20 protein-coding genes are annotated in these 23,642 nt (G+C 64.4%); 10 read left to right on the top strand and 10 right to left on the bottom strand.

Going from position 1 to position 23,642, the window contains the following annotated elements:
• Positions 1-90: 90 nt before the first annotated feature.
• The gene (cadR, locus tag R9B85_RS11245) at positions 91-534 is read right to left on the bottom strand and encodes a cadmium resistance transcriptional regulator CadR (RefSeq protein WP_016712550.1); all 444 of its coding nucleotides are present in this window, start codon (positions 532-534) and stop codon (positions 91-93) included.
• Positions 535-618: 84 nt separating this feature from the next.
• On the opposite strand from cadR, the gene R9B85_RS11240 reads away from it, so the two are divergent.
• The 6 genes from R9B85_RS11240 to R9B85_RS11215 all read left to right on the top strand — a co-directional run bounded on the left by R9B85_RS11240 (position 619) and on the right by R9B85_RS11215 (position 8,441).
• Positions 619-2,832 carry a heavy metal translocating P-type ATPase gene (locus R9B85_RS11240; RefSeq protein ID WP_423771025.1) on the top strand — a complete coding sequence of 738 codons (2,214 nt, stop codon included), beginning with the start codon at positions 619-621 and terminating at the stop codon, positions 2,830-2,832.
• A 9-nt stretch (positions 2,833-2,841) separates the two neighbouring features.
• Complete coding sequence (locus R9B85_RS11235) at positions 2,842-3,711, top strand: LysR family transcriptional regulator (protein WP_112249736.1); 870 nt, start codon at positions 2,842-2,844, stop codon at positions 3,709-3,711.
• A 219-nt stretch (positions 3,712-3,930) separates the two neighbouring features.
• Positions 3,931-4,989 carry a putative 2-aminoethylphosphonate ABC transporter ATP-binding protein gene (locus R9B85_RS11230; protein ID WP_375150008.1) on the top strand — a complete coding sequence of 353 codons (1,059 nt, stop codon included), beginning with the start codon at positions 3,931-3,933 and terminating at the stop codon, positions 4,987-4,989.
• A gap of 1 nt (position 4,990) precedes the next feature.
• Entirely contained in the window at positions 4,991-6,715 is a 1,725-nt protein-coding gene (locus tag R9B85_RS11225) for a putative 2-aminoethylphosphonate ABC transporter permease subunit (RefSeq protein WP_313857062.1), read from the top strand.
• A gap of 18 nt (positions 6,716-6,733) precedes the next feature.
• Entirely contained in the window at positions 6,734-7,759 is a 1,026-nt protein-coding gene (locus R9B85_RS11220) for a putative 2-aminoethylphosphonate ABC transporter substrate-binding protein (protein ID WP_085592463.1), read from the top strand.
• Positions 7,760-7,892: 133 nt separating this feature from the next.
• Positions 7,893-8,441 (top strand): phosphonate degradation HD-domain oxygenase, encoded by a 549-nt coding sequence (locus tag R9B85_RS11215; protein ID WP_423771024.1) that lies wholly within the window; start codon positions 7,893-7,895, stop codon positions 8,439-8,441.
• A gap of 124 nt (positions 8,442-8,565) precedes the next feature.
• On the opposite strand, the gene R9B85_RS11210 is transcribed toward R9B85_RS11215, so the two are convergent.
• The gene (locus R9B85_RS11210; RefSeq protein ID WP_207879183.1) at positions 8,566-9,930 is read right to left on the bottom strand and encodes a GTPase/DUF3482 domain-containing protein; all 1,365 of its coding nucleotides are present in this window, start codon (positions 9,928-9,930) and stop codon (positions 8,566-8,568) included.
• Positions 9,923-11,314 carry a DUF2868 domain-containing protein gene (locus R9B85_RS11205; protein ID WP_423771023.1) on the bottom strand — a complete coding sequence of 464 codons (1,392 nt, stop codon included), beginning with the start codon at positions 11,312-11,314 and terminating at the stop codon, positions 9,923-9,925. The genes R9B85_RS11210 and R9B85_RS11205 overlap by 8 nt, the downstream gene beginning before the upstream one ends.
• 54 nt (positions 11,315-11,368) lie before the next feature.
• On the opposite strand from R9B85_RS11205, the gene R9B85_RS11200 reads away from it, so the two are divergent.
• Entirely contained in the window at positions 11,369-11,884 is a 516-nt protein-coding gene (locus R9B85_RS11200) for a dihydrofolate reductase (RefSeq protein WP_112249729.1), read from the top strand.
• 179 nt (positions 11,885-12,063) lie between these two features.
• Here R9B85_RS11200 and R9B85_RS11195 read toward each other — a convergent pair whose 3' ends face one another.
• A complete protein-coding gene (locus tag R9B85_RS11195) occupies positions 12,064-13,455 on the bottom strand; it encodes an L-cystine transporter (RefSeq protein ID WP_112249728.1) in 1,392 nt (463 codons plus the stop codon).
• Between the two features lie 244 nt (positions 13,456-13,699).
• Between R9B85_RS11195 and R9B85_RS11190 the strand changes: the two genes are divergently transcribed.
• Entirely contained in the window at positions 13,700-14,755 is a 1,056-nt protein-coding gene (locus R9B85_RS11190) for a haloacid dehalogenase-like hydrolase (RefSeq protein WP_252378387.1), read from the top strand.
• Between the two features lie 246 nt (positions 14,756-15,001).
• On the opposite strand, the gene ilvD is transcribed toward R9B85_RS11190, so the two are convergent.
• The 3 genes from ilvD to R9B85_RS11175 all read right to left on the bottom strand — a co-directional run bounded on the left by ilvD (position 15,002) and on the right by R9B85_RS11175 (position 19,121).
• The gene (gene ilvD, locus R9B85_RS11185) at positions 15,002-16,843 is read right to left on the bottom strand and encodes a dihydroxy-acid dehydratase (protein WP_112249726.1); all 1,842 of its coding nucleotides are present in this window, start codon (positions 16,841-16,843) and stop codon (positions 15,002-15,004) included.
• A gap of 339 nt (positions 16,844-17,182) precedes the next feature.
• Complete coding sequence (locus R9B85_RS11180; RefSeq protein ID WP_060498080.1) at positions 17,183-18,379, bottom strand: class I SAM-dependent rRNA methyltransferase; 1,197 nt, start codon at positions 18,377-18,379, stop codon at positions 17,183-17,185.
• A 202-nt stretch (positions 18,380-18,581) separates the two neighbouring features.
• Complete coding sequence (locus R9B85_RS11175; RefSeq protein ID WP_112249723.1) at positions 18,582-19,121, bottom strand: type 1 glutamine amidotransferase domain-containing protein; 540 nt, start codon at positions 19,119-19,121, stop codon at positions 18,582-18,584.
• A gap of 191 nt (positions 19,122-19,312) precedes the next feature.
• On the opposite strand from R9B85_RS11175, the gene R9B85_RS11170 reads away from it, so the two are divergent.
• Together R9B85_RS11170 and mutM are read left to right on the top strand one after the other, a co-directional pair.
• Positions 19,313-20,131, top strand: a complete 819-nt coding sequence (locus tag R9B85_RS11170) for an HDOD domain-containing protein (RefSeq protein ID WP_181457298.1) — start codon at positions 19,313-19,315, stop codon at positions 20,129-20,131.
• A 3-nt stretch (positions 20,132-20,134) separates the two neighbouring features.
• Positions 20,135-20,947 carry a bifunctional DNA-formamidopyrimidine glycosylase/DNA-(apurinic or apyrimidinic site) lyase gene (gene mutM / locus R9B85_RS11165; protein ID WP_112249719.1) on the top strand — a complete coding sequence of 271 codons (813 nt, stop codon included), beginning with the start codon at positions 20,135-20,137 and terminating at the stop codon, positions 20,945-20,947.
• Between the two features lie 135 nt (positions 20,948-21,082).
• Here mutM and R9B85_RS11160 read toward each other — a convergent pair whose 3' ends face one another.
• From R9B85_RS11160 to R9B85_RS11150, 3 genes are all read right to left on the bottom strand, one after another.
• Positions 21,083-21,334, bottom strand: a complete 252-nt coding sequence (locus R9B85_RS11160) for a YfhL family 4Fe-4S dicluster ferredoxin (protein WP_013974644.1) — start codon at positions 21,332-21,334, stop codon at positions 21,083-21,085.
• Positions 21,335-21,442: 108 nt separating this feature from the next.
• Positions 21,443-21,922: a pantetheine-phosphate adenylyltransferase gene (gene coaD / locus R9B85_RS11155; protein ID WP_112249717.1), complete on the bottom strand. Its 480-nt coding sequence runs from the start codon at positions 21,920-21,922 to the stop codon at positions 21,443-21,445.
• Positions 21,923-22,034: 112 nt separating this feature from the next.
• Positions 22,035-23,633, bottom strand: a complete 1,599-nt coding sequence (locus R9B85_RS11150; protein WP_215520527.1) for a GMC family oxidoreductase — start codon at positions 23,631-23,633, stop codon at positions 22,035-22,037.
• Between the last annotated feature and the right edge of the window lie 9 nt (positions 23,634-23,642).

Here is a 23,642-nt window from a genome sequence, read left to right as displayed (position 1 = left end):
TCGCGGGTAAACCCGCTCCCACAGGTGCTGCACAGGTCTGAGCTTTGTGCGGTCCCTGTGGGAGCGGGTTTACCCGCGAAGCTTTTTGGCTCAATGCCCGTGGCTTCGGCCCACATGAGAATGCTCGGTATCCGGCACTGATACCGCCCCGTTCGTCTCCAGTTGCTGCAAGATCGCGCACTCCGCCCCCTGCGCATTGCAGCGTCGGCGCAGTTCTACCAGCTGCTCCTGCAACGCCACCAGCCCATCGATCCGCGCCTGCACATGCTCGATATGCTCGTCGATCAGCGCATTGACGCTGCCGCACGAATCATCGGGGCTGTCGCGCAGGCGTAGCAGGCTGCGGATCTCATCCAGGGTCATGTCCAGGGTGCGGCAGTTGCGGATGAAGGTCAGCCGCTCGACATGGGCCTGGGTGTACAGCCGGTAGTTGCCGTCGCTGCGCGCCGGCTCCGGCAGCAGCTGTTCGCGCTCGTAGTAGCGGATGGTTTCCACCGCGCAGTCGGTGGCTTTGGCCAGCTCTCCGATCTTCATCACGAAATTCTCCAGCAAGTGGCTTGACCCTATAGTGGCTACAGGGTGTTCACTTGGCAACAGGCTCAAATTAAGGATGACCCCATGAACCAGCCTGTCAGCCACGAACACAAGCACGATCACCACGCTCACAGCTGCTGTGGCAGCGCTGCTGCGCCAGCCTTGGTCCAACTGAGCGAAAAGCCCAGCAGCCATGCTCAGTTCAGCCGTTTCCGCATCGAGGCCATGGACTGCCCTACCGAGCAGACCCTGATTCAGGACAAGCTGGGCAAACTGGCCGGTATCGAGCAGCTGGAATTCAACCTGATCAACCGTGTGCTTGGCGTGCGCCACACCTTGGGCGGCACTGCTGAAATCGAGCAGGCCATCGATAGCCTGGGCATGAAAGCCGAGCCGCTTGGCGCCGAAGACGAAGGCGCCGCCAGCCCACCACAAGTGGCCAAGACCCGCTGGTGGCCGCTGACGCTGTCCGGTATTGCCGCTGTCGCCGCCGAAATCGTGCATTTTGCCGCGCTGGCTCCGGAGTGGGTGGTGGCGGCGTTGGCGCTGGCAGCGATCTTCGGCTGTGGTCTGGGTACCTACAAAAAGGGCTGGATCGCCCTGAAAAACCGCAACCTCAACATCAACGCGCTGATGAGCATTGCCGTGACTGGCGCAGTGCTGATCGGCCAATGGCCGGAAGCGGCCATGGTGATGGTGCTGTTCACCGTCGCCGAGTTGATCGAAGCTCGCTCGTTGGACCGCGCGCGCAACGCCATCGGTGGCCTGATGCAGCTCACCCCCGACATGGCCACCGTGCGCCAGGCCGACGGCCAGTGGCGGGAAGTGGAGGTGCGGGAGGTGGCCATCGGTGCCCTGGTGCGGGTACGCCCAGGCGAACGCATTGGCCTGGACGGTGAAGTGACTAGCGGGCAATCCAGTGTCGATCAGGCGCCGATCACCGGCGAAAGTCTGCCAGTGGAAAAGGCTGTAGGCGACAAACTGTTCGCGGGTACCATCAACCAGGCAGGGGCGCTGGAGTTCCGCGTTACCGCCGCTGCCGGGCAGTCGACCCTGGCCCGGATCATCAAGGCCGTCGAGGAAGCGCAAGGCGCGCGGGCGCCTACCCAGCGTTTCGTCGACCGCTTCTCGCGCATCTATACCCCGGTGGTGTTCGCTATCGCCCTGGCCGTTGCGGTGATACCGCCGCTGTTCATGGCCGGTGCCTGGTTCGACTGGGTCTATCGCGCCCTGGTGCTGCTGGTGGTGGCCTGCCCATGCGCCCTGGTGATCTCGACCCCGGTGACCATCGTCAGCGGCCTGGCCGCCGCCGCGCGCAAGGGCATCCTGATCAAGGGTGGGGTGTACCTGGAAGGCGGGCGCCAGCTGGACTTCCTGGCCTTGGACAAGACCGGCACCATCACCCATGGCAAGCCGGTGCAGACCGACGCCAAGGTGCTGGAGCCGCTGTTCGAAGGCCGCGCGCAAGCCCTGGCCGCCAGCCTGGGCGAGCGTTCGGACCACCCGGTTTCCCGCGCCATTGCCCAGTTCGGCAAGGAGCAAGGCCTGGCGTTGAGCGAGGTCGATGATTTCGCCGCCCTGGCCGGGCGCGGCGTGCGTGGCACCATCGCGGGGGAGGTTTACCACCTGGGTAACCACCGTCTGGTCGAGGAACTGGGGCTGTGCTCGCCCGAGCTCGAGGCCCAGCTGGATGCGCTGGAGCGCCAGGGCAAGACCGTTGTGCTGCTGCTCGACCGCTCCGGCCCGTTGGCGCTGTTCGCGGTTGCCGACACGGTCAAGGAAAGCAGTCGCCAGGCCATCGCCGAGCTGCATGAACTGGGCATCAAGACTGTCATGCTGACCGGTGACAATCCGCATACCGCCCAGGCCATCGCCACCGTGGTGGGTATCGACCGTGCCGAAGGCAACCTGCTGCCAGCCGACAAGCTCAAGAGCATCGAAGCCCTGTACGCCCAGGGCCATCGGGTGGGCATGGTCGGTGACGGCATCAACGACGCCCCGGCGCTGGCCCGCGCCGAGATCGGTTTTGCCATGGCGGCGGCCGGTACCGACACTGCCATCGAGACGGCCGATGTGGCGCTGATGGACGATGACTTGCGGAAAATCCCGGCCTTCGTCAGGCTGTCGCGCCAAAGTGCGGCGATCCTCATGCAGAACATCGTTCTGGCGTTGGGCATCAAGGCGATCTTCCTGGCGATCACCTTTGCCGGCATGGCCACCATGTGGATGGCGGTGTTTGCCGACATGGGCGTGAGCCTGCTGGTGGTATTCAACGGCTTGCGCCTGTTGCGCAAATAGAGGACGTGCATGCTGAGTTCGGAGCTGAAAGCCTTCTACATGGTGGCCCGCCTGGGCAGTATCACCCTGGCGGCGAAGAAGCTCGGGCTCAGCCAGCCCACGGTGACCACGCAGATTCGCAACCTGGAGAGCCAGTACGCGGTGGAGCTGTTCTACCGAGGCGGGCGGCGCCTGGTGCTGAGCGAGGAGGGCGTGCGCCTGCTGCCGATGGTCAAGGCACTGCTGCAGCAGGAGGCCGACATCGAATTCGAGCTGCGCAACAGCGGCCAGGCCCAGGGCAGCTTGCGCATTGCGGCCACGGCGCCGTACTACATTCTCGACCTGGTGAAGATCTACCGCGAACGCCTGCCGCAGGTGGAAGTAGCGGTGGAAATCGGCAACTCGCAGCAGGTGCTGGAGATGCTCGAGGACTACCGGGTGGATATCGCCGCTTCGTCGCAACTGCTGGAAGACTCGCGGTTGGTGCGGCGGGTGCTGGGGATGGACCCATTGGTAGTCGCGGTGCATCGCAACCACCCGTTGGCACACCGCCAGGCGGTGTCCATCGACGTAGTGGCCGGGCATTGCCTGCTGATGCGCGAGAAAGGCTCGACCACGCGCAAGCTGACCGAGCAGATGATGCAGGAGGCCGGGGTGAAGGCCACGGCATTGCTGGAGATTGGCAGCCGCGAATCGATCCGCGAGGCGGTGCTGCGCAATATCGGCATCAGCGTGATTGCCCGGCATGAGGTGCCGCACAACCCTGAATTGCGGGTGCTGGCGCTGGATAACGCGCCGGTGATGCATGAGTACCTGTATTGCCTGAAGGAGCGGCGCCAGGCCCGGTTGCCGGCGGCGTTCCTTGGGGTGGCGCAGGAAGTTGCCGGTTCACACTTCTAGACCTGTGTTGGCCTCTTCGCGGGCTTGCCCGCTCCCACAGGTACTGCACAGCCTTCAGATGCGGCGCGATCCCTGTGGGAGCGGGTTTACCCGCGAAGAGGCCCGCAAAGGCCACTACCAAATCTGCCTATACCACTATCACCCGCTTTTGCCCTAAAGCCACAGAACCTTCGCACAGCCTTCCTAGCATGGCCCCCATCTCTTCGATGAGGCCCTGCCATGAACCACACCACCCCCGGCGCACAGATGAAAGTGCGCAACATCCACAAGCGCTTCGGCGCCTTCACGGCGCTGAACGATGTCTCGCTGGACATCGCCGCCGGCGAACTGGTGTGCCTGCTCGGGCCGTCCGGCTGCGGCAAGACCACATTGCTGCGCTGCATCGCCGGCCTGGAGCGCCAGGACCGCGGTACGTTGTACATCGGCGAGCGCGATATCTCCGAGCTGCCACCCCAGGCCCGTGACTACGGCATCCTGTTCCAGTCCTACGCGCTGTTCCCCAACCTCACCGTCGAAGCCAACATTGCCTATGGCCTGACTGGCAGCGGCCGCGAACAGGCCCGCCTGCGCGTGGCCGAAATGCTCGAACTGGTGGGCTTGGCCGGCAGCGAGAAGAAATACCCCGGTCAGCTTTCAGGTGGCCAGCAGCAGCGTGTGGCCATGGCCCGCGCGCTGGCACCGTCGCCATCGTTGCTGCTGCTGGACGAGCCGATGTCGGCGCTGGACGCCCGGGTGCGCGAGCACCTGTGCACCGAACTGCGTCAGCTGCAGCGTCAGCTGGGTATCACCACGCTGATGGTCACCCACAACCAGGACGAGGCCATGCTGATGGCCGACCGCATTGCGGTGATGAACAACGGCCAGGTCGAGCAGTACGCCACCCCGCAGGAAATCTACGACCAGCCGGCCACGCCGTTCGTTGCCGAGTTCGTCGGCCAGGGCAACTGGTTGCCGTTCCAGCGCAGCAGTGACAGCCATGCCCAGGTCGGTGGCATGAACATGCGTCTGGCACCAGGTTCGGCCCGACCGAGCAGCGGCCGGCTGTTCTGCCGCCCGGAGGCGATCACGGTCAACCCGGCGGTGCACGAAGAAAACCTGTTCCCGGCCATGGTCCGTGAAATTACCTTTCTCGGTAACCGCTGCCGCATGAGCTTCGAGCTCAAGGCCCTGCCTGGTCATGCGCTGCTGGCGGAGCTGGCCCCCGAGGCCATGCCGCGGCTGGGCTCACAGGACATTTGGGTGGCGCTGCCGCCACAGAGCCTGCAGGTGTTTGCCTGAGATGGCCGCGCAAATGACCCTGCCACTGAGCCAGGCCAAGGCCGCGACGCGTGCGGGCGTCGCCCTGGGCGACCGATTGTTCGTCGTCGGTGGCAAGAGCCTGCTGCTGATTCTTCTGGTGCTGGCGGTGCTGATGCCGCTGCTGGCGATCTTCTGGCGCGGCTTCAGTGCCGAAGCGGGCCAAGGTGGTGGCCTGCTGGCGGCCCGCGAGCTGTTCGCCAGCGAAAACTTCCACTGGCTACTGGGCAACAGCCTGTCGGTGGCCTTCACGGTGGCGGCCATCGTGGTGCCGCTGGCCTACCTGTTCGCCTATGCCCTGCAACGCACGCTGATCCCGGCCAAGGGCCTGTGGCGGGGGATTTCGCTGCTGCCGCTTCTGGCGCCGTCGATGCTGCCGGCCATCGCCCTGGTCTACCTGTTCGGTAACCAGGGGCTGCTGCGCGGTTTGCTCAACGACAACATCTACGGCTTCTGGGGCATTGTGTTGGGCGAGGCCATCTACACCTTCCCGCATGCCCTGATGATCCTGCTGTCGGCGCTGTCGCTGGCTGATGCACGCCTGTTCGACGCAGCGTCCAGCATGGGGGCCGGCCCTTGGCGGGCGTTCACCAGCATTACCTGGCCGGCCACGCGCCAGGCAGTGTTCGCGGCGTTCTGCCTGGTATTTACCCTTACCATCACCGACTTCGGTGTGCCGGTCGTGGTCGGTGGCGATTATCAGGTGCTCGCGCTGGAAGCCTACAAGGCGGTGGTCGGCCAGCAACAGTTCGGCCGTGGTGCACTGATCGGCATGGTGCTGCTGGTGCCGGCGCTGCTCAGCTTTACCGTCGATGCCTGGCTGCGCCGGCGCCAGGGCGAGGCCATGAGCGGCCGTGCCCAGGTGTTCGAGCCCAAGCCGTCGCGTGGCCGTGATGCCTGCTTTCTGATGATCGTGCTGCTGGTGTGCGCGGCGTTGCTGCTGGTGATCGGCATGGCGGTCTACTCCTCGCTGGTCACGTTCTGGCCCTACAACCTGTCGTTGTCGCTGCGTCACTACATGTTCGAGGACACCGCTGGTGGCGGTTGGCTGGCCTACCGCAACAGCGTGACCATGGCCATCGGCACCGCGCTGATCGGCAGCATGGTGATCTTCACCGGCGCCTACCTGATGGAGAAGACCCAGGGCCAACGCCTGCTCAACCAGGCGCTGCGCCTGCTCAGCTTCATCCCCATGGCCGTGCCGGGCCTGGTGCTGGGCCTGGGCTACGTATTCTTCTTCAACCTGAACGGCAACCCGCTGCATGTGTTCTACGGCGGCATGGGGCTACTGGTGGTGTGCACCATCGCCCACTACCTGACCACCGCGCAGATGACCGCGACCACCGCCCTGCGCCAGCTAGATGGCGAATTCGAGGCCGCCGCGTTGTCGCTGAAGGCGCCGTTGTACAGGCACTTCCTGCGGGTGACCGTGCCGATCTGCCTGCCGGCGCTGCTGGACATCATTCGCTACTTGTTCGTCTCGGCGATGACCACCGTCTCGGCGGCGATCTTCCTGTACAGCCCCGACACCATCCTGGCAGCCGTCGCCGTGCTGAACATGGACGACGCCGGCAACGTCGGTGGTGCCGCCGCCATGTCCACCCTGATCCTGCTGACCAGTGCCGGCGCTTCACTGCTGCTGGCCGCAGCCTCACGCGGCCTGCTGCGCCGCTCCCAAGCCTGGCGCCAACGCGCCGCGACTGTCTGACCTGTAGGGAACCTACCCATGTACAAGCACCTTGCACTTGCCGCTGCCGTTTCCGCCGTGTTCAGCCTGCAGGCTTCGGCCGCTGGTACCCAGCTGACGGTCTACACCGCCCTGGAAGCCGAACAGCTGAAGAGCTACAAGCAGGCCTTCGAGAAGGCCAACCCGGACATCGAGATCAAGTGGGTCCGTGACTCCACCGGCATCATCACTGCCAAGCTGCTGGCCGAGAAAGACCGCCCGCAAGCCGACGCGGTGTGGGGCCTGGCCGCTTCCAGCCTGGCCATCCTCGACCAGAACGGCATGCTCGAAGCCTATGCACCGAAGGACCTGGGCAAGATTGCCGCCAACTACCGCGATGCTGCCAACCCGCCAGCCTGGGTCGGTATGGACGTGTGGGCCGCCACCATCTGCTTCAATACCATCGAGGCCGAGAAGCAGGGCCTGAGCAAGCCGGTGAGCTGGCAGGACCTGACCAAGCCTGAGTACAAAGGCAAGATCGTCATGCCTAACCCGGCCTCGTCCGGCACCGGCTTCCTGGATGTCAGTGCGTGGTTGCAGACTTTTGGCGAGCCGCAGGGTTGGGCGTACATGGATGCGCTGCACCAGAACATCGGCCAGTACGTTCATTCCGGTTCCAAGCCGTGCAAGCTTGCCGCAGCGGGTGAATTCCCGATCGGTATCTCGTTCGAGTACCCGGCCGTGCAGCTCAAGCGCCAGGGCGCGCCGCTGGATATCGTGCTGCCGAAGGAAGGCCTGGGTTGGGAGATCGAGGCGACTGCGGTGATCAAAGGTTCGCCAAAAGCGGATGCGGCCAAGCGCCTGGCTGATTTCTCGGCAAGCCCGGCGGCCATGGAGCTGTACAAGGAGAACTTTGCCGTGCTGGCTGCGCCGGGTATTGCCAAGCCGCAGACCGAGCTGCCGGCGGACTATGAACAGCGCCTGATCAAGAACGACTTTGCCTGGGCCTCGAAGAACCGTGACCAGATCCTGGCCGAGTGGCGCAAGCGCTATGACGGCAAGTCGGAGAAGGTGGCCCAGCAGTAACCTGCACCGGCCTCTTCGCGGGTGAACCCGCTCCCACAGGTACCACGCAGTCCTTCAGCTGTGTGCGATCCTTGTGGGAGCGGGCATGCCCGCGAAGAAGCCACTGCTGCAATCCCGCCAGGAATAAACAGTGATGCCCAACCCAGCCCAGATCATCGTCAGCACCTTCGCGCTGTACGAACGCCATGGCAGTGACGACTACATTGGCGAAGCCATCACCCAGCTCGAACACATGTCCCAAGCCGCGCAACTGGCCATGGCCGAAGGCTTCGACGACGAAGTGGTGCTGGCGGCGTTCTTCCACGACATCGGCCACCTGTGCGGCGGTGACGCCAGCATGGGCGGCTATGGCGTGGTCAGCCATGAGCGCATCGGCGCCGAGTATTTACGCCGCTGTGGTTTCGGCGAACGCATGGCGCGGCTGGTGCAGTATCACGTGGAGGCCAAGCGCTACCTGACTTTGCGCCAGCCTGGGTATTACCAGCGGTTGAGTGAAGCGAGCCGGCGGACCCTGGAGTATCAGGGGGGCGTGATGAGTGAGGGCGAGGCGGATGTGTTCGAGCGGGATCCGCTGTTCGAGGTGAGCTTGCGGATGAGGGAGTGGGATGAAATGGCCAAGGAGATTGGGGTGCCGGTGGTTGATCTGGGTGGGTTGAAGCAGAGGGCTTTGGCACTGCTTTGAGAGATGGGCTGCCTGTGCCGGCCTCTTCGCGGGTAAACCCGCTCCCACAGGAATAGCGCATATCCCAAGGAATGTGAGATACCTGTGGGAGCGGGTTTACCCGCGAAAGGCCAGACCTGCCCACTCAAAACTGTGAAACCAGCGCCTCCAGCTGCTCCTGCCGCTCGGCCTGATTCAGCTTCGCCCCAGGGTTCAACGTGGACCATTGCGGGTGCGCCCGCGCCTTGCTCAGCGCCTCCGGCAACTTGCCCTCCCGCCAGGCTTTCTCATCCAGTTCCCCCAGCCGAATGCTGTCCTGCGCCGCATGCCCGCGGTTTTCCAGCGCCACCATCAACTGCTGCTGACGCAAGGCCAACAAGCGCAACACCGTATCGTCCACCGTCAGCTCGCGCTTGCCCTTGAGCTTGCCCATCAACCGTGAACCATAGTTGCGCGCCGTTTGCAGCGCGCCGCCGGCAATCGCCCCGGCCAGGGCGGCAGCCCCCAGTGTCAGGCCGCCGACCAGCAGGTCCACCCCGGCACCCGCCGCAGCACCGGCGGCCACACCACTGCCCAGGCGCACGCCCAGCAGCTTCAAGGTTTCGGGGTTGAACAGGTCATCGCCCCAACGGCCATCCAGCAACGGCAGGTCACTGGCATGGGCGTCCTCGCGGCGGAAGGCATATAGCTTGAGCAGTGCTTCGACGCAGCGCTGTTCGCGCTGGCGCACCTCCTGCCGCAATGCCTCGATGGCCCGGGCTTCGGCAGCCGGGTCGGTCTCGACGCTGCGCCGGCAGGCGGCGCAGTCCAGCAGCAGCTCGGCAATCAGGCGCTTGCCGCTGTGCCGGCGCGCCAGGCGCTGTGCCTGCTGGTCATCGATCAGCCGCTGCAGGGCCGGTCGGGCGTCCTCCAGCAGCAGGGCCAGGCTTTCGTACAAACGGCGCTCGCCATCCTCTGGCGGTGCCACGCTGTCAAACCGCACCAACGCGTGAAGCCCAAGCCTGGCAAGGGCTTCACGCCATTGCGGCTCGCGGTGCTGATGGCTGGCGACGAAATTGAGCACCGGTAGCAGCGGCTTGCCGCAGCTGGCCAGCACTTCCAGTTCGTCGCGGTATTTGGCCAGCACCGGTTCACGGGCGTCGATTACATACAAGCCGGCATTGCTGGCCAGCAGCTGGCGTAGCACCTTGGCTTCCTGCTCGAAACGCTGGCGTGCCTCGCTGCCTTGCAGAAAGCGCTCGAGGCGGGCCGGACCATCCAGGCGCTCACCCGGGCGCTCCAGGCGCTCGAGGTAGTCGAGCAGGGCGATGGCGTCTTCCAGGCCCGGGGTGTCGTACAGCTCGAGCAAGGGTTCGCCGTCCACCGACAGCCGCGCACCTTCCACATGGCGGGTGGTGCTGGGGCGGTGGGAGACTTCGCCAAAGCCGACATCGCGCGTCAGGGTGCGCAGCAGCGAGGTCTTGCCGACGTTGGTGTGGCCGACCACGGCCAGTTTCAGCGGCTCAGTCATGGCCATGCTCCAGCCAGGTCAGCGGCGAGGTATCGGCATACGCCAGGCCAAGGCGGTCGAGGGCTTCGTGCCAGTCGCCCAGGCGCTGGGCGTCCAGGGCCTCGCCCGGTGCGGCCTGCAGTAGCCAGATACGGGTGGCACCGGCGTTGCGTGCCAGCTCGGCGAGCAGCGCCAGGCTGCCACGGTCGGGCGAGCGGCGTGGGTCGCAAGCGATGGCCAGGCGTGCCGGTGGAAAACGGCTGAGCTGTTCGAGCAGGCGGTTGCGCGATTCGCGGCTGTCGAGCACGCCAGCACTGGTCACGTTTTTCGGCAGGGCGGGCGGCCAGGGGTGCTGGTCGTCCAGCTCCAGGCCGACCAGCAGGGCACCACTGCTGCCGCTTTCCAGTTGGCCAGCGGCAAACTGCGGCAGTGCTTCGGGCGCGGCATCCTGGACACCGATGCGTTCGCTGCGCGGCATCAGCGCTTCACGCAATTGCGCGTAACCGGGCAGGCTGAGGTCCGGCGCCAGGCGCTGGCGGCCTTGGCGCCAGCGCCACAGGCTCAGCCCGGCCAACAGCAGGCGCGGCAGCAGGCCGTACACCAGCACCACGCCAAGCAGCCAGCTGGCCCAGGCCTGGCGCGCCAGGTCCAGGGCCGGCTGGCTATCGCCGCTGGCGCGGATCATGGCCTCGTCGGGTACCGTGAAGCCCAGCAACGAGGGCAGTGCGCCCAGGGCCCGGGTCAGGTGGATGAACGGGTCGGCGGCGAGCAAGGTGGTCTCCCAGACAAAGCCATAGCGCCGGGTCGCCAGCAGGGCCAGCAGCATGCCCAGCGCGGTGATCATCCCCAGCAGCCACAGGCCATGCACCAGCAGGCCGAGCAGCCAGCGGTTGAGGCGCTGGCGTTGCAGCAGCACCAGCAGCGCCGGTGCCAGGTGCGCGGCCTTGGCGTCGCGGGCAAAGCGTTCGCTCAACCATAGCCACAGGCGGCCCAGCCCCGCGCCATGCTCGCCGCTCAGGGCAAAGCCGATGGCCCAGCCCAGCAGCATCAGCAGGTTCAGCCCGAGCAGGCTGCCCAGGGCCCAGAACACATTCACCGGGCGCTGTCCGTCGCCCAGGGCGGCCAGCGCCAACCCTGCGCCGCTGAGCATGGCCAGCACCAGCAAGGCCAGCAACGCCAGGCGTGCACCCTGTTTCCAGTGGCGCAGGGCGGTGCTGATGCCGTCGCGTTCGGCCAGGAACAGGGCACGGGTTTCGATGCGGGCCGCCAGGTCACCGCCTGCCTGGCGGGCGTGGCGGTTGGCTTCCTGGTCCTCCAGGGGACCGGCATGTTCCTCGCGCAGGCGTATCGCTTCGGTGAGCCAGCGCTTGTCCAGTGAAGTCGGTGCGGTCACAAGGTCTTCCATTGCACAGGTCAGGGCAGAAGCATAACCCACACGCCCGGTGCTATCCTCGCTGGCATGAATACATCACTCCCCCTCAGCCTGATCGCGGCTCACGCCGAGAACCGCGTGATCGGCATCGACAACTCCATGCCCTGGCATCTGCCGGGGGACTTCAAGTACTTCAAGGCCACTACCCTGGGCAAGCCGATCATCATGGGGCGCAAGACCTGGGACTCGCTGGGCAGGCCATTGCCAGGGCGATTGAATATCGTCGTCAGCCGCCAGGCAGGGCTGGAACTGGCGGGGGCCGAGGTGTTTGCATCGCTGGAAGAGGCGCTGCTGCGGGCCGAGCAGTGGGCGCGGGAGAAGGGTGTCGATGAGCTGATGCTGATTGGCGGGGCGCAGCTGTATGGGCAGGCGCTGGAGAAGGGGTTGGTCAGCCGGATGTACCTGACGCGGGTCGAGCTGTCGCCGGAAGGGGATGCGTGGTTCCCGGAGTTTGATCGGGAGCAGTGGAAGCTGGTGTCGAGCGAGGCGCAGGCTGAGGAAGGTAAACCTGCGTACCACTTTGAGGTTTGGGACAGGGTTTGAGATTTTGGGGCTGCTTTGCAGCCTATCGCGACACAAGGCCGCTCAGGGACCAAGTGAGGTCGAGGCCTGCGCGGTCCCTGTGGGAGCGGGTTCACCCGCGAAGAATCCAACGCGGTGCATGGCACCGGCTTCGCCGGTGTTCGCGGCTAAAGCCGCTCCCACAGTGGCTCGGCAATCCGTCAGGTATGGCTCAGCTCGGCATGTTCATCGCCAGCCAGCACATTCTTGTCGGTCTCTTTCAGCAGCTGGCTGGTCACCACCCCTGCGGTCATCGAACCGTTCACGTTCAACGCCGTACGGCCCATGTCGATCAGCGGCTCTACCGAAATCAGCAACGCCACCAGTTCCACCGGCAAGCCCATGGCCGGCAGCACGATCAGCGCGGCGAAAGTTGCACCGCCGCCCACACCGGCAACACCTGCCGAACTCAGGGTGACGATGGCCACCAGGGTGGCGATCCACAGCGGGTCGAAGGTATCGATGCCCACCGCCGGCGCCACCATCACCGCCAGCATGGCGGGATAGAGGCCGGCGCAGCCGTTCTGGCCAATGGTGGTCCCGAACGATGCACTGAAGCTGGCAATCGACTGCGGTACGCCCAGGCGGCGGGTTTGCGCTTCGATGTTCAGCGGAATGCTTGCGGCGCTGGAGCGGCTGGTGAAGGCGAAGGTCAGTACCGGCCACACCTTGCGGAAGAAGCGCAGCGGGCTCACGCCGGTGGCGGCGAGGATAACGCCGTGCACCACGAACATCAGCGCCAGGCCCAAATAGGACACCACCACGAAACTGCCCAGCTTGAGGATGTCTTCCATGTTCGAGCTGGCCACCACCTTGGTCATCAGCGCCAGCACGCCATACGGGGTGAGCTTCATCACCACCCGCACCAGGCGCATCACCCAGGCCTGCAGGGTGTCGATGGCCGTCAGCGCGCGTTCGCCTTTCTCGGCATCGTCCTTGATCAGCTGCAGCGCAGCCAGGCCGAGGAACACGGCAAAGATCACCACGCTGATGATCGAGGTCGGCTTGGCCCGTGCCAGGTCACCTACCGGGTTGCTGGGGATGAACGACAGCAGCAGCTGCGGGATGTTGAGGTCGGCAACCTTGCCAGCGTAGTCGCTGTGGATAACCTGCATGCGCGCGCTTTCCTGCGCGCCAGCTACCAGGCCTTCGGCGCTGAGGCCGAACAGGTTGGTCAGGACGATGCCGATCAACGCAGCGATAGCGGTGGTCAGCAGCAGGGTGCCGATGCTCAGCACGCTGATGCGGCCCAGCGAAGAGGCGTTGTGCAGGCGCGCCACGGCACTCAGGATCGAGGCGAAGATCAGCGGCATGACGATCATCTGCAACAGGCCGACATAGCCGTTGCCGACCAGGTCGAGCCAGGTGATGGTGGCCTTGAGCACAGGGTGGCCAGCGCCATAGATGGTATGCAGGACCAGGCCGAACACCACGCCCAGCACCAGGCCCAGCAATACCTTCTTGGCCAGGCTCCAGTCGGTGCGGCGGGTTTGTGCCAGGCCCAGCAGCAGGGCCAGGAACGCCAGCAGATTAAGGGACAGCGGCAGATTCATTGAAGCTCCAGCGGAAAAAAGCAGAAGAGGCATCGCCTCTGTGAGCGATTGCGAACGGAAATGCTAACAGCCTGAAAACAAACGAATTTATACCTAAATCGAATGTGCATAGTCGTTTATGGAATAACGGCGTGTCGCGGATTGCAATGAACAAGGCGTTTGCAGTTGCATGAGGGTCGTTATCGAGGCCTGTCGACGGGGATTGTTGCACTAGCGTTTCCGGGTCATTTCAGGAGATTCATGCATGAAATTCGCTCCGAAAGCCGTCGCCATCAGCCTGTCCCTGCTGTTCAGTATCGAAACCTTCGCCACCGAGCTCAAACACTGGCCCGCCGAGGCAGCCAGGCAGCTCGACAGCATGATTGCCGCCAATGCCAACAAGGGTAACTACGCGGTGTTCGACATGGACAACACCAGTTACCGCTACGACCTTGAAGAGGCCTTGCTGCCGTTCATGGAAAACAAAGGCCTGCTGAGCCGCGACAAGCTCGACCCCTCGTTGAAGCTGATGCCGTTCAAGGACACCGCCGAGCATAAGGAAAGCCTGTTCAGCTACTACTACCGGCTGTGCGAAGTCGATGACATGGTCTGTTACCCGTGGGTGGCCCAGGTATTCTCCGGCTTTACCCTGCAGGAGCTGAAAGTGCAGGTGGATGAGCTAATGGCCTCGGGCAAGCCGATCCCCGCCACCTATTACGAAGGGGACCAGGTCAAGGCCATCGAGGTACAGCCGCCCAAGGTCTTCAAGGGCCAGGCCGAGCTGTACAACAAGCTGATGGAGAACGGTATCGAGGTCTACGTGATTTCCGCCGCTTCCGAGGAGCTGGTGCGCATGGTCGCGTCGGACCCCAAGTACGGCTACAACGTGAAGCCGCAGAACGTGATTGGCGTCAGCCTGTTGCTGAAGGACCGCGCCAGCGGCCAGTTGACCACCGCACGCAAGCAGATCAGCGCCGGGCAGTATGATGCCAAGGCTAACGTGGGGCTGGAGCTGACCCCGTACCTGTGGACCCCGGCCACCTGGATGGCGGGCAAGCAGGCGGCGATCCTGACCTACATCGATGAGTGGAAGAAGCCGGTGCTGGTGGGGGGCGATACGCCGACCAGCGATGGCTACATGCAGTTTCATGGGGTGGATGTGGGCAAAGGCGGCATCCACTTGTGGATAAACCGCAAGGCCAAGTACATGGACCAGATGAACGGGATGATTGCCAGGAATGCCGCGGCGCAGGCCAAGGAAGGGCTGCCGGTGACGGCGGACAAAAACTGGGTGATCGTGACGCCGGAGCAGATTCAGTAAGCCATGGGTGCCTGTGCTGGCCTCTTCGCGGGCGCGCCCGCTCCCACAGAGACCCCACAGCCTTTGAGCCAGGCACCGTACCTGTGGGAGAGGCCTCTTCGCGGGTAAACCCGCTCCCACAAGGACCCCACTGCCTTTGAGTCAGGCGCTGTACCTGTGGGAGCGGGTTTACCCGCGAAAGGGCCCTTGCAGGCATAAAAAAACCGGCGCTCTGGGCGCCGGTTCTTCTTTCACACCTTCAGAGCCTCACAGCCCTTCGAGCATCGCCTTGTTACGCACAGCACCCTTGTCGGCACTGGTCGCCAGCAGGGCATAGGCCTTCAGCGCGGTGGTCACCTTGCGTGGGCGTACTTCAGCCGGTTTCCAGCCCTTCTTGTCTTGCTCGACTCGGCGCTCGGCCAGCTCTTCGTCGCTGACCTGCAGGTTGATCGAACGGTTCGGGATGTCGATCAGCACCTTGTCGCCGTCGCGCACCAGGCCGATGGCGCCGCCAGCGGCGGCTTCCGGCGAGGCGTGGCCGATCGACAGGCCCGAGGTGCCGCCCGAGAAGCGGCCGTCGGTGAGCAGGGCACAAGCCTTGCCCAGGCCCTTGGACTTCAGGTACGAGGTCGGGTACAGCATTTCCTGCATGCCCGGGCCACCTTTCGGGCCTTCGTAGCGGATGATCACGATGTCGCCGGCCTTCACTTCGTCAGCGAGGATGCCGCGTACGGCGCTGTCCTGGCTCTCGAAGATCTTCGCGGTGCCTTCGAATACGTGGATCGACTCGTCGACGCCGGCAGTTTTCACCACGCAGCCGTCCAGCGCGATGTTGCCGTACAGCACGGCCAGGCCGCCTTCCTGCGAATAGGCGTGCTCGACACTGCGGATGCAGCCTTCGGCACGGTCCAGGTCCAGGCTCGGCCAGCGGGTCGACTGGCTGAACGCGGTCTGGGTCGGGATGCCGGCAGGGCCGGCCTTGAAGAAGGTGTGCACGGCTTCGTCATCGGTCTGGGTGATGTCCCACTTGGCGATGGCTTCTTCCATGCTGCGGCTGTGCACGGTCGGCAGGTCGGTGTGCAGCAGGCCGCCACGGGCCAGCGAGCCGAGGATGCTGAAGATGCCGCCGGCACGGTGCACGTCTTCCATATGATACTTCTGGATGTTCGGCGCAACCTTGCACAGCTGTGGCACCTTGCGCGACAGGCGATCGATGTCGCGCAGGTCGAACGCTACCTCGGCTTCCTGGGCTGCAGCCAGCAGGTGCAGGATGGTGTTGGTCGACCCACCCATGGCGATGTCGAGCATCATGGCGTTCTCGAACGCCTTGAAATTGGCGATGTTGCGCGGCAGTACCGACTCATCGTTCTCGCCGTAGTAACGCTTGCACAGCTCGACGATGGTGCGGCCGGCGGTGAGGAACAGCTGTTCGCGGTCGGCGTGGGTGGCCAGGGTCGAACCGTTGCCGGGCAGGGCCAGGCCCAGGGCTTCGGTCAGGCAGTTCATCGAGTTGGCGGTGAACATGCCGGAGCACGAACCGCAGGTCGGGCAGGCGCTGCGCTCGTATTCGGCGACTTTTTCGTCGGAAGCCGAGGAGTCGGCGGCAATGACCATGGCGTCGACCAGGTCCAGGCCGTGGCTGGCCAGCTTGGTCTTGCCGGCTTCCATCGGGCCGCCGGACACGAAGATTACCGGGATGTTCAGGCGCAGGGCGGCCATCAGCATGCCGGGGGTGATCTTGTCGCAGTTGGAGATGCACACGATGGCGTCGGCGCAGTGGGCGTTGACCATGTACTCCACGGCGTCGGCGATGATCTCGCGGCTTGGCAGCGAGTAGAGCATGCCATCGTGGCCCATGGCGATGCCGTCATCGACCGCGATGGTGTTGAATTCCTTGGCCACGCCACCGGCGCGTTCGATTTCGCGGGCGACCAGCTGGCCCAGGTCCTTCAGGTGCACGTGGCCCGGGACGAACTGGGTGAACGAGTTGGCGATGGCGATGATCGGCTTCTTGAAGTCTTCGTCCTTCATCCCGGTGGCACGCCACAGGGCACGGGCGCCGGCCATGTTGCGGCCTTGGGTGGAAGTCTTGGAACGATAATCAGGCATGAAACACTCCTGGCGGCTTAATCAGGTCACTAAAAGGGGAGTGAGCTTCTCTATGTCCTTTGCGCCGCAGGCCGGTTGCCACTGGCACGGATGGGGGCCGAAGACCGCGCGGGATCGCCGCGTGCTTGGGCAGAGCTCATAAACCCGCCGGGGATGACTGGCGATGAATAGGCCGATTCTACACCGCTGGCGCGGCGAGGGAATGCAGATATGGATAGTTGGCCCTTTTGAAGCCTGAGGGGACTCTGTGGGAGCGGGTTCACCCGCGAAGACGGCGGTAGCCACGCCATCGCATTCGCGGGTAGACCCGCTCCCACAGGGTCAGAGTTGCCTTGTCTGTCAGCTGTTGGGCAGCAACCGACAGGTAATGCTCTTGATGTAGCGGGTTTCGGCGATTGCCGGGTGCACCGGGTGGTCCGGGCCCTGGCCGCCGCGCTCGAGCAATTGCATATTGCGGTCCAGATGGCGGGCGCTGGTCAGCAGGATGTTGTGCAGGTCGTCCTCGGGCAGGTGCATCGAGCACGATGCGCTGACCAGGATGCCGTCCTTGCTCAGCATGCGCATGGCCTGCTCGTTGAGGCGGCGGTAGGCTGCTTCGCCGTTTTTCAGGTCCTTCTTGCGCTTGATGAAGGCGGGTGGGTCGGCAATGATCACGTCGAAGCGCTCTTCGGCGGCCTTCAGTTCGCGCAGGGCCTCGAACACATCACCTTCGATGCAGGTCAGCTTCTCGCTGATGCCGTTCAGCGCGGCGTTGCGCTCGACGCCGTCCAGGGCGAAGCCCGAGGCATCCACGCAGAACACTTCGCTGGCGCCGAAGGCGCCGGCCTGCACGCCCCAGCCACCGATGTAGCTGAACAGGTCGAGCACGCGCTTGCCTTTCACGTACGGCGCCAGGCGTGCACGGTTCATGCGGTGGTCGTAGAACCAGCCGGTCTTCTGGCCTTCGCGTACCGGGGCTTCGAATTTGACGCCGTTCTCTTCCAGCGGCACCCAGTCCGGGACTTCACCGTAGACGGTCTCGACGTAGCGCTGCAGGCCTTCGGCGTCACGCGCGGCGGAATCGTTCTTGAACAGGATGCCGCTGGGCTTGAGCACCTGAACCAGCGCTGCAATCACGTCATCCTTGTGCGCTTCCATGGTGGCGGAGGCCAATTGCACCACGAGGATGTCGAAGAAGCGGTCTACCACCAGGCCTGGCAGCAAGTCGGAGTCGCCGTAGACCAGGCGGTAGCACGGCTGGTCGAACAGGCGCTCGCGCAGCGACAGGGCGACGTTGAGGCGGTGCACCAGCAGCGATTTGTCCAGCGGCAGCTTGATATCACGCGACAGCAGGCGCGCGCAGATCAGGTTGTTCGGGCTCAGCGCGACGATGCCCAGCGGCTTGCCATTGGCTGCCTCGAGAACAGCCTGCTGGCCGGCCTGGAAGCCTTGCAGCGGGGTCGCGCTGACGTCGACTTCGTTGCTGTAGACCCACAGGTGGCCGGCGCGCAGGCGGCGGTCGGCGTTGGCTTTGAGGCGTAGGCTGGGCAGGGACATGACGTCGCTCCGGGAAAAAAGAGCGGGATTATAGCCTGTTGCCTGGGCACGCGTCCCTTGCAGGAGCGGCCTTGCGTCGCGAAAGGGCTGCGCATCGGTCCCCGGAACTTCAGCAGCGGCGCATAAATTGCCGGGGCCGCTTTGCGGCCCTTTCGCGACACAAGGCCGCTCCTACAGGTCTCGCGTAGGCCATGAGATGGCGTCAGGCTGCCAATGCCTTGATCAGTTGCTGGTTGAACGCCGGAATGTCATCGGGTTGGCGGCTGGTGATCAGGTTGCCATCGACCACCACTTCTTCATCCACCCAGTCCCCCCCTGCATTGCGGATGTCGTCCTGCAGGGTCTTGTAGCTGGTCAGCCGCTTGCCCTTGGTTAACCCGCACGACACCAGCAACCAGCCACCATGGCAGATCACCGCCAGCGGCTTGCCAGCCGAATCGTGGCTTTTCACCAGTTTCTGCGCAGCGGGGATCAACCGAATCGTGTCAGAATTTTGCACGCCGCCGGGCAACACCAGGGCATCGTAGAGGTCCAGGTGGGCGCTTTCGAAGGTTGCGTCCACGGCGAATTCATCGGCCGGCTGGTCGTGGTTCCAGCCGCGTACCGTTCCCTCCTTGTCGCTGAGGATGTCCACCACCGCGCCGCTCTGTTCCAGGGCCTCGCGAGGGCCTGTCAGTTCCACTTGCTCGAAGCCGTCGGTGACCAGGAAAGCCACTCGCTTGCCGTTCAGTTCTGCACTCATGGGCCTTGCTCCTTTGCTTGATGAATATGAGAAGGAGGCCTGGATGGATAAGGTAAAGTTCCGGCGCAACGATTCAGTGGTTGGTCCCTTTCCGCTCTGGAGGGTTAGAATCGGCGGTCCCAAACGAGTGTGCACGTATGTCCCAAGAACTCAGCGCCGAACAGATCCAGCAAGCCTTGCAAGGCATCACCATCCCGCCGCAACCGCAGATCATGGTCGACCTGCAGTTCGAGCAGTACATGCCTGACCCTGACCTGGAAACCATCGCCAAGCTGATTTCCCAGGACCCGGGCCTCTCGGGCGCCTTGCTCAAGCTGGTCAACTCCCCGCATTTCGGCCTTTCCAACAAGATCGGTTCGATCCAGCGCGCGGTGAACCTGCTGGGCAGCCGTTCGATCATCAACCTGATCAACGCCCAGTCGATCAAGGGCGAGATGTCCGACGAGACCATCGTTACCCTCAACCGCTTCTGGGACACCGCCCAGGACGTGGCGATGACCTGCCTGACCCTGGCCAAGCGCACCGGCATCCAGGCGGCGGACGAGGCCTACACCCTGGGCCTGTTCCATGACTGTGGCGTGCCGCTTATGCTCAAGCGCTTCCCCGACTACATGGAGGTGCTGGAAGAAGCCTATGCCAAGGCCGACGAGGAAACCCGCGTGGTCGATACCGAAAACCGCGCGTTCAACACCAATCATTCGGTGGTCGGCTATTTCACGGCCAAGTCCTGGCGCCTGCCCGAGCACCTCAGCGCGGCCATTGCCAACCACCACAACGCCCTGGCGGTGTTCCGCGACGAGAGCTCGCGCAATACCCAGAACCAGCTGAAAAACCTGCTGGCGGTGCTGAAGATGGCCGAACACATCTGCGCATCGTACCGGGTGTTGGGCAACCAGACCGTGGACCATGAATGGAATGTGGTCGGCCCGCTGGTGCTCGATTACATTGGCTTGTCGGAATACGATTTCGAAAACCTCAAGCAGAACATTCGCGAGTTGGGCGGGCACTGACACATGCCGGAGTTGCCAGAAGTAGAAACCACCCGGCGCGGTATTGCGCCCCATCTGGAAGGCCAGCGCGTCAGCCGGGTGGTGGTGCGTGACCGGCGCCTGCGCTGGCCGATTCCGGAAGACCTGGATGTGCGCCTGTCGGGGCAGCGCATCGTCAGTGTCGAGCGGCGCGCCAAGTATCTGCTGATCAATGCCGAGGTCGGCACCCTGATCAGCCACCTGGGCATGTCGGGCAACCTGCGCCTGGTCGAGCTGGGCCTGCCGGCGGCCAAGCATGAGCATGTGGATATCGAGCTGGAGTCGGGGTTGATGCTGCGCTACACCGACCCGCGCCGCTTTGGCGCGATGCTGTGGAGCCTGGACCCGCTCAATCACGAGCTATTGCTGCGCCTTGGGCCGGAGCCGTTGACCGACCTGTTCGGCGGTGAGCGCCTGTTCCAGCTGTCACGCGGCCGATCGATGGCGGTCAAGCCGTTCATCATGGACAACGCGGTAGTGGTGGGTGTGGGCAACATCTACGCAACCGAGGCGCTGTTTGCCGCCGGCATCGACCCTCGTCGGGAGGCGGGCGGGATTTCCCGGGCGCGCTACCTGAAGTTGGCGATCGAGATCAAGCGCGTGCTGGCGGCGGCGATCGAGCAGGGTGGCACCACGCTACGCGACTTCATCGGTGGCGACGGGCAGCCTGGGTACTTCCAGCAGGAATTGTTCGTGTACGGGCGGGGCGGGCAGCCGTGCAAGGTATGTGGCACGGAGTTGCGCGAGGTGAAGCTGGGGCAACGGGCCAGCGTGTTCTGCCCGCGCTGTCAGCGCTGAGGCTAGGGGCCGCTGTGCGGCCCAATTCGCGGGTGAACCCGCTCCCACAGGTACAGCGCAGGCCTTGAGGGTAGTGCAATACCTGTGGGAGCGGGTTTACCCGCGAACAAGGGCGAAGCCCTTGCCATACAGCGATCAGGCTTTGCCGGTGATTCGGCGGTACTTGGCCATCAGTTCTTCTTCGGTTTCCGGGTGCGCTTCATCCAGCGGGATGCAGTCGACCGGGCAGACCTGCTGGCACTGCGGCTCGTCGTAATGACCCACGCACTGGGTGCACAGGTTAGGGTCGATCACGTAGATCTCTTCGCCTTGGGAGATGGCCTCGTTCGGGCACTCGGGTTCGCAGACGTCGCAGTTGATGCAATCGTCGGTGATGATCAGGGACATGGGGACTCCGGCCGGGGCTCAGCGCCCGGGCATGTTCAACGCAGTGGGCACAATTGTGCCGCATTCGCGCCCGCAGTGCACGCGGGCGCGATGATCAGCCGCTAAAGATTACTTCTTGAAGCGTTCGGTCAGCGCATCTGCCACCACTGGGTGGACGAACTTGCTGATATCCCCCCCCAGCGCGGCAATTTCCCGGACCAGGGTCGAGGAAATGAACGAGTAGCGCTCCGAAGGCGTGAGGAACAGGCTTTCGACGTCGGGCGCCAGTTGCCGGTTCATGTTCGCCAGCTGGAACTCGTACTCGAAGTCGGACACCGCACGCAGGCCGCGCAGGAAGACGTTGGCGCCCTGTTCCTTGGCGAAATGCGCCAGCAGCGAGGAGAAGCCGATGACTTCGACATTGGGCAGGTGCTTGGTGACCTCACGGGCGAGACCCACCCGTTGTTCCAGCGGGAACAGCGGGTTTTTCTTGGGGCTGGCCGCCACCGCGATGATCACGTGGTCGAACAGCCGCGAGGCGCGCTCGACCAGATCGCCATGGCCTTTGGTAATGGGGTCGAAAGTACCCGGGTACAACACTCGGTTCATCGCGTCATCCTGGCTGGAGTGCGTTGGGGAGTCGGATGGTAGCGCAGCGACGGCGCCCCGGCCAAGTCATGCGGCCGGCTGATGGCACTATAGACAGGGGCCCGGTTGCTTGTCATGCGCTGTGTGCCAGGCGGGCGACCAGCGCTTCGGTGAGCTTGGCGCTGATGGCATACACCGACAGTTGCGGGTTGGCACCGATGCTTGTGGGGAACAGCGAGCCGTCGTGAATCGACAGGTTTTCCAGCTGGTGATGGCGGCCAAGGCTGTCGCACACCGCCTGGCGCGGGTCGTCGCCGAGGGCGCAGCCACCCATCACGTGGGCGCTGCCCAGGCGCGTGCGGAAGGGCTCCAGGTGCAATTTGTCGATCATGGCCAAGGCCTGCTCCAGGCTGGATGCAGCGCTGGCATCGCTGTGCACCGGGGTGACCTGGGTGGCGCCGGCGGCGAACTGGATCTGCGCCATGCTGCGATAGGCGCGGCGCAGACCGTCGCGCAGGTAGTCGGTGATCGGGTAATCGAGCACCGGTGAGCCATCGCCGCGCAGCTCCACGGCGCCGCCCTGGCTTTGCGGGTGGAAGCCGTCACGCAGCAGCGCCAGCATCACGTGGGTGTGTGGCAGTTCGGCCATGCGCCGGGCATTCTCGTGGCCATGCCCGCCCAGCAGCGTGCTGGCCAGGGCAGGGTGCAGCGGAGGTACTTCCAGCTTGTAGCCAACCGGGCCGTCGCTGCCGTCTTGCCACTGGAAGTGGTCACTGTAAATGGACTGCGGCGCGCCGTAGTAAGGGTCGATACGGTCGTTGAAGCGTGCAGCGCTGAAGTTGACCAGGTGCAGGAAGGTGCGTTTGCCAAGGCGTCCGTGCGGGTCGGGCGCGTCGGAGCGCAGCAGCAGGGCCGGGCTGTTGATGCCGCCACCGGCAAGGACGTAGTGACGTGCGCGAACGCGGACCTGCCGGCCTGTGGCGTGTATGCCCTGGCTATCCAGGGCCTGGCATGACAAGCCCTGGATGCGCTCGCCGTTGTGTTCGAAGCGCTCGGCCCGAGCCAGGTACAACAGCTCGCCGCCCCGTTCCAGGGTGGCGGGAATTCGCGTTACCAGCATCGATTGCTTGGCATTGACCGGGCAACCCATGCCGCAGTAGCCCAGGTTCCAGCAGCCGCGCACGTTGCGTGGGATCACTGCCCAGCGATAGCCCAGCTGTTCGCAGCCACGGCGCAGCACGTCATTATTGGCATTCGGTGGCAAGGCCCATGGGGTGATGCCCAGTTCCTGCTCGATGCGTTCGAACCAGGGGCGCATTTGCTCTTCGCCCAGGCCGGTCACGTCATGGGCCGCGGCCCAGTGCGCCAGGGTCTGTGGCGGCGTGCGAAAGCTCGAGGTCCAGTTGACCAGCGTGGTGCCGCCCACGGCACGGCCCTGGAGGATGGTGATGGCGCCATCCTTGCTCATGCGGCCCAGGCCTTCCTGGTACAGGCTGGCATAGGCTTCGTTTTCCAGCAGGTGGAAATCGCTGCTGGTCTTCAGCGGGCCTTCTTCGATCAGCAGCACCTTGAAGCCGGCAGTGCTGAGCATCTGTGCGCTGGTAGCCCCACCGGCGCCGCTGCCGATCACGGCAACGTCGGCCTCCAGCGTGAGGTCGTGCTCCAGGCGCGACGCGTCGTGGGTGATCCAGCCGCGTTCCAGGCCTTGGCGAAAGGGGTCGGGTACAGGCATTGGCGCTGC

This window comes from Pseudomonas sp. NLJ1, from assembly GCF_049486705.1.
GTDB classification, from domain to species: Bacteria; Pseudomonadota; Gammaproteobacteria; order Pseudomonadales; family Pseudomonadaceae; genus Aquipseudomonas; species Aquipseudomonas inefficax.
This window is presented reverse-complemented; position numbering and strand designations above follow the sequence as displayed.

Bases quoted from the DNA above. Each gene is read 5' to 3' on its own strand.
- cadR (WP_016712550.1), bottom strand. From the start codon at position 534: ATGAAGATCGGAGAGCTGGCCAAAGCCACCGACTGCGCGGTGGAAACC.
- R9B85_RS11230 (WP_375150008.1), top strand. From the start codon at position 3,931: ATGAACCACACCACCCCCGGCGCACAGATGAAAGTGCGCAACATCCAC.
- R9B85_RS11240 (WP_423771025.1), top strand. From the start codon at position 619: ATGAACCAGCCTGTCAGCCACGAACACAAGCACGATCACCACGCTCAC.
- R9B85_RS11205 (WP_423771023.1), bottom strand. From the start codon at position 11,314: ATGGAAGACCTTGTGACCGCACCGACTTCACTGGACAAGCGCTGGCTC.
- R9B85_RS11215 (WP_423771024.1), top strand. From the start codon at position 7,893: ATGCCCAACCCAGCCCAGATCATCGTCAGCACCTTCGCGCTGTACGAA.
- R9B85_RS11180 (WP_060498080.1), bottom strand. From the start codon at position 18,379: ATGTCCCTGCCCAGCCTACGCCTCAAAGCCAACGCCGACCGCCGCCTG.
- R9B85_RS11190 (WP_252378387.1), top strand. From the start codon at position 13,700: ATGAAATTCGCTCCGAAAGCCGTCGCCATCAGCCTGTCCCTGCTGTTC.
- R9B85_RS11225 (WP_313857062.1), top strand. From the start codon at position 4,991: ATGGCCGCGCAAATGACCCTGCCACTGAGCCAGGCCAAGGCCGCGACG.
- mutM (WP_112249719.1), top strand. From the start codon at position 20,135: ATGCCGGAGTTGCCAGAAGTAGAAACCACCCGGCGCGGTATTGCGCCC.
- R9B85_RS11150 (WP_215520527.1), bottom strand. From the start codon at position 23,633: ATGCCTGTACCCGACCCCTTTCGCCAAGGCCTGGAACGCGGCTGGATC.
- R9B85_RS11235 (WP_112249736.1), top strand. From the start codon at position 2,842: ATGCTGAGTTCGGAGCTGAAAGCCTTCTACATGGTGGCCCGCCTGGGC.
- ilvD (WP_112249726.1), bottom strand. From the start codon at position 16,843: ATGCCTGATTATCGTTCCAAGACTTCCACCCAAGGCCGCAACATGGCC.
- R9B85_RS11175 (WP_112249723.1), bottom strand. From the start codon at position 19,121: ATGAGTGCAGAACTGAACGGCAAGCGAGTGGCTTTCCTGGTCACCGAC.
- coaD (WP_112249717.1), bottom strand. From the start codon at position 21,922: ATGAACCGAGTGTTGTACCCGGGTACTTTCGACCCCATTACCAAAGGC.
- R9B85_RS11160 (WP_013974644.1), bottom strand. From the start codon at position 21,334: ATGTCCCTGATCATCACCGACGATTGCATCAACTGCGACGTCTGCGAA.
- R9B85_RS11220 (WP_085592463.1), top strand. From the start codon at position 6,734: ATGTACAAGCACCTTGCACTTGCCGCTGCCGTTTCCGCCGTGTTCAGC.
- R9B85_RS11210 (WP_207879183.1), bottom strand. From the start codon at position 9,930: ATGACTGAGCCGCTGAAACTGGCCGTGGTCGGCCACACCAACGTCGGC.
- R9B85_RS11195 (WP_112249728.1), bottom strand. From the start codon at position 13,455: ATGAATCTGCCGCTGTCCCTTAATCTGCTGGCGTTCCTGGCCCTGCTG.
- R9B85_RS11200 (WP_112249729.1), top strand. From the start codon at position 11,369: ATGAATACATCACTCCCCCTCAGCCTGATCGCGGCTCACGCCGAGAAC.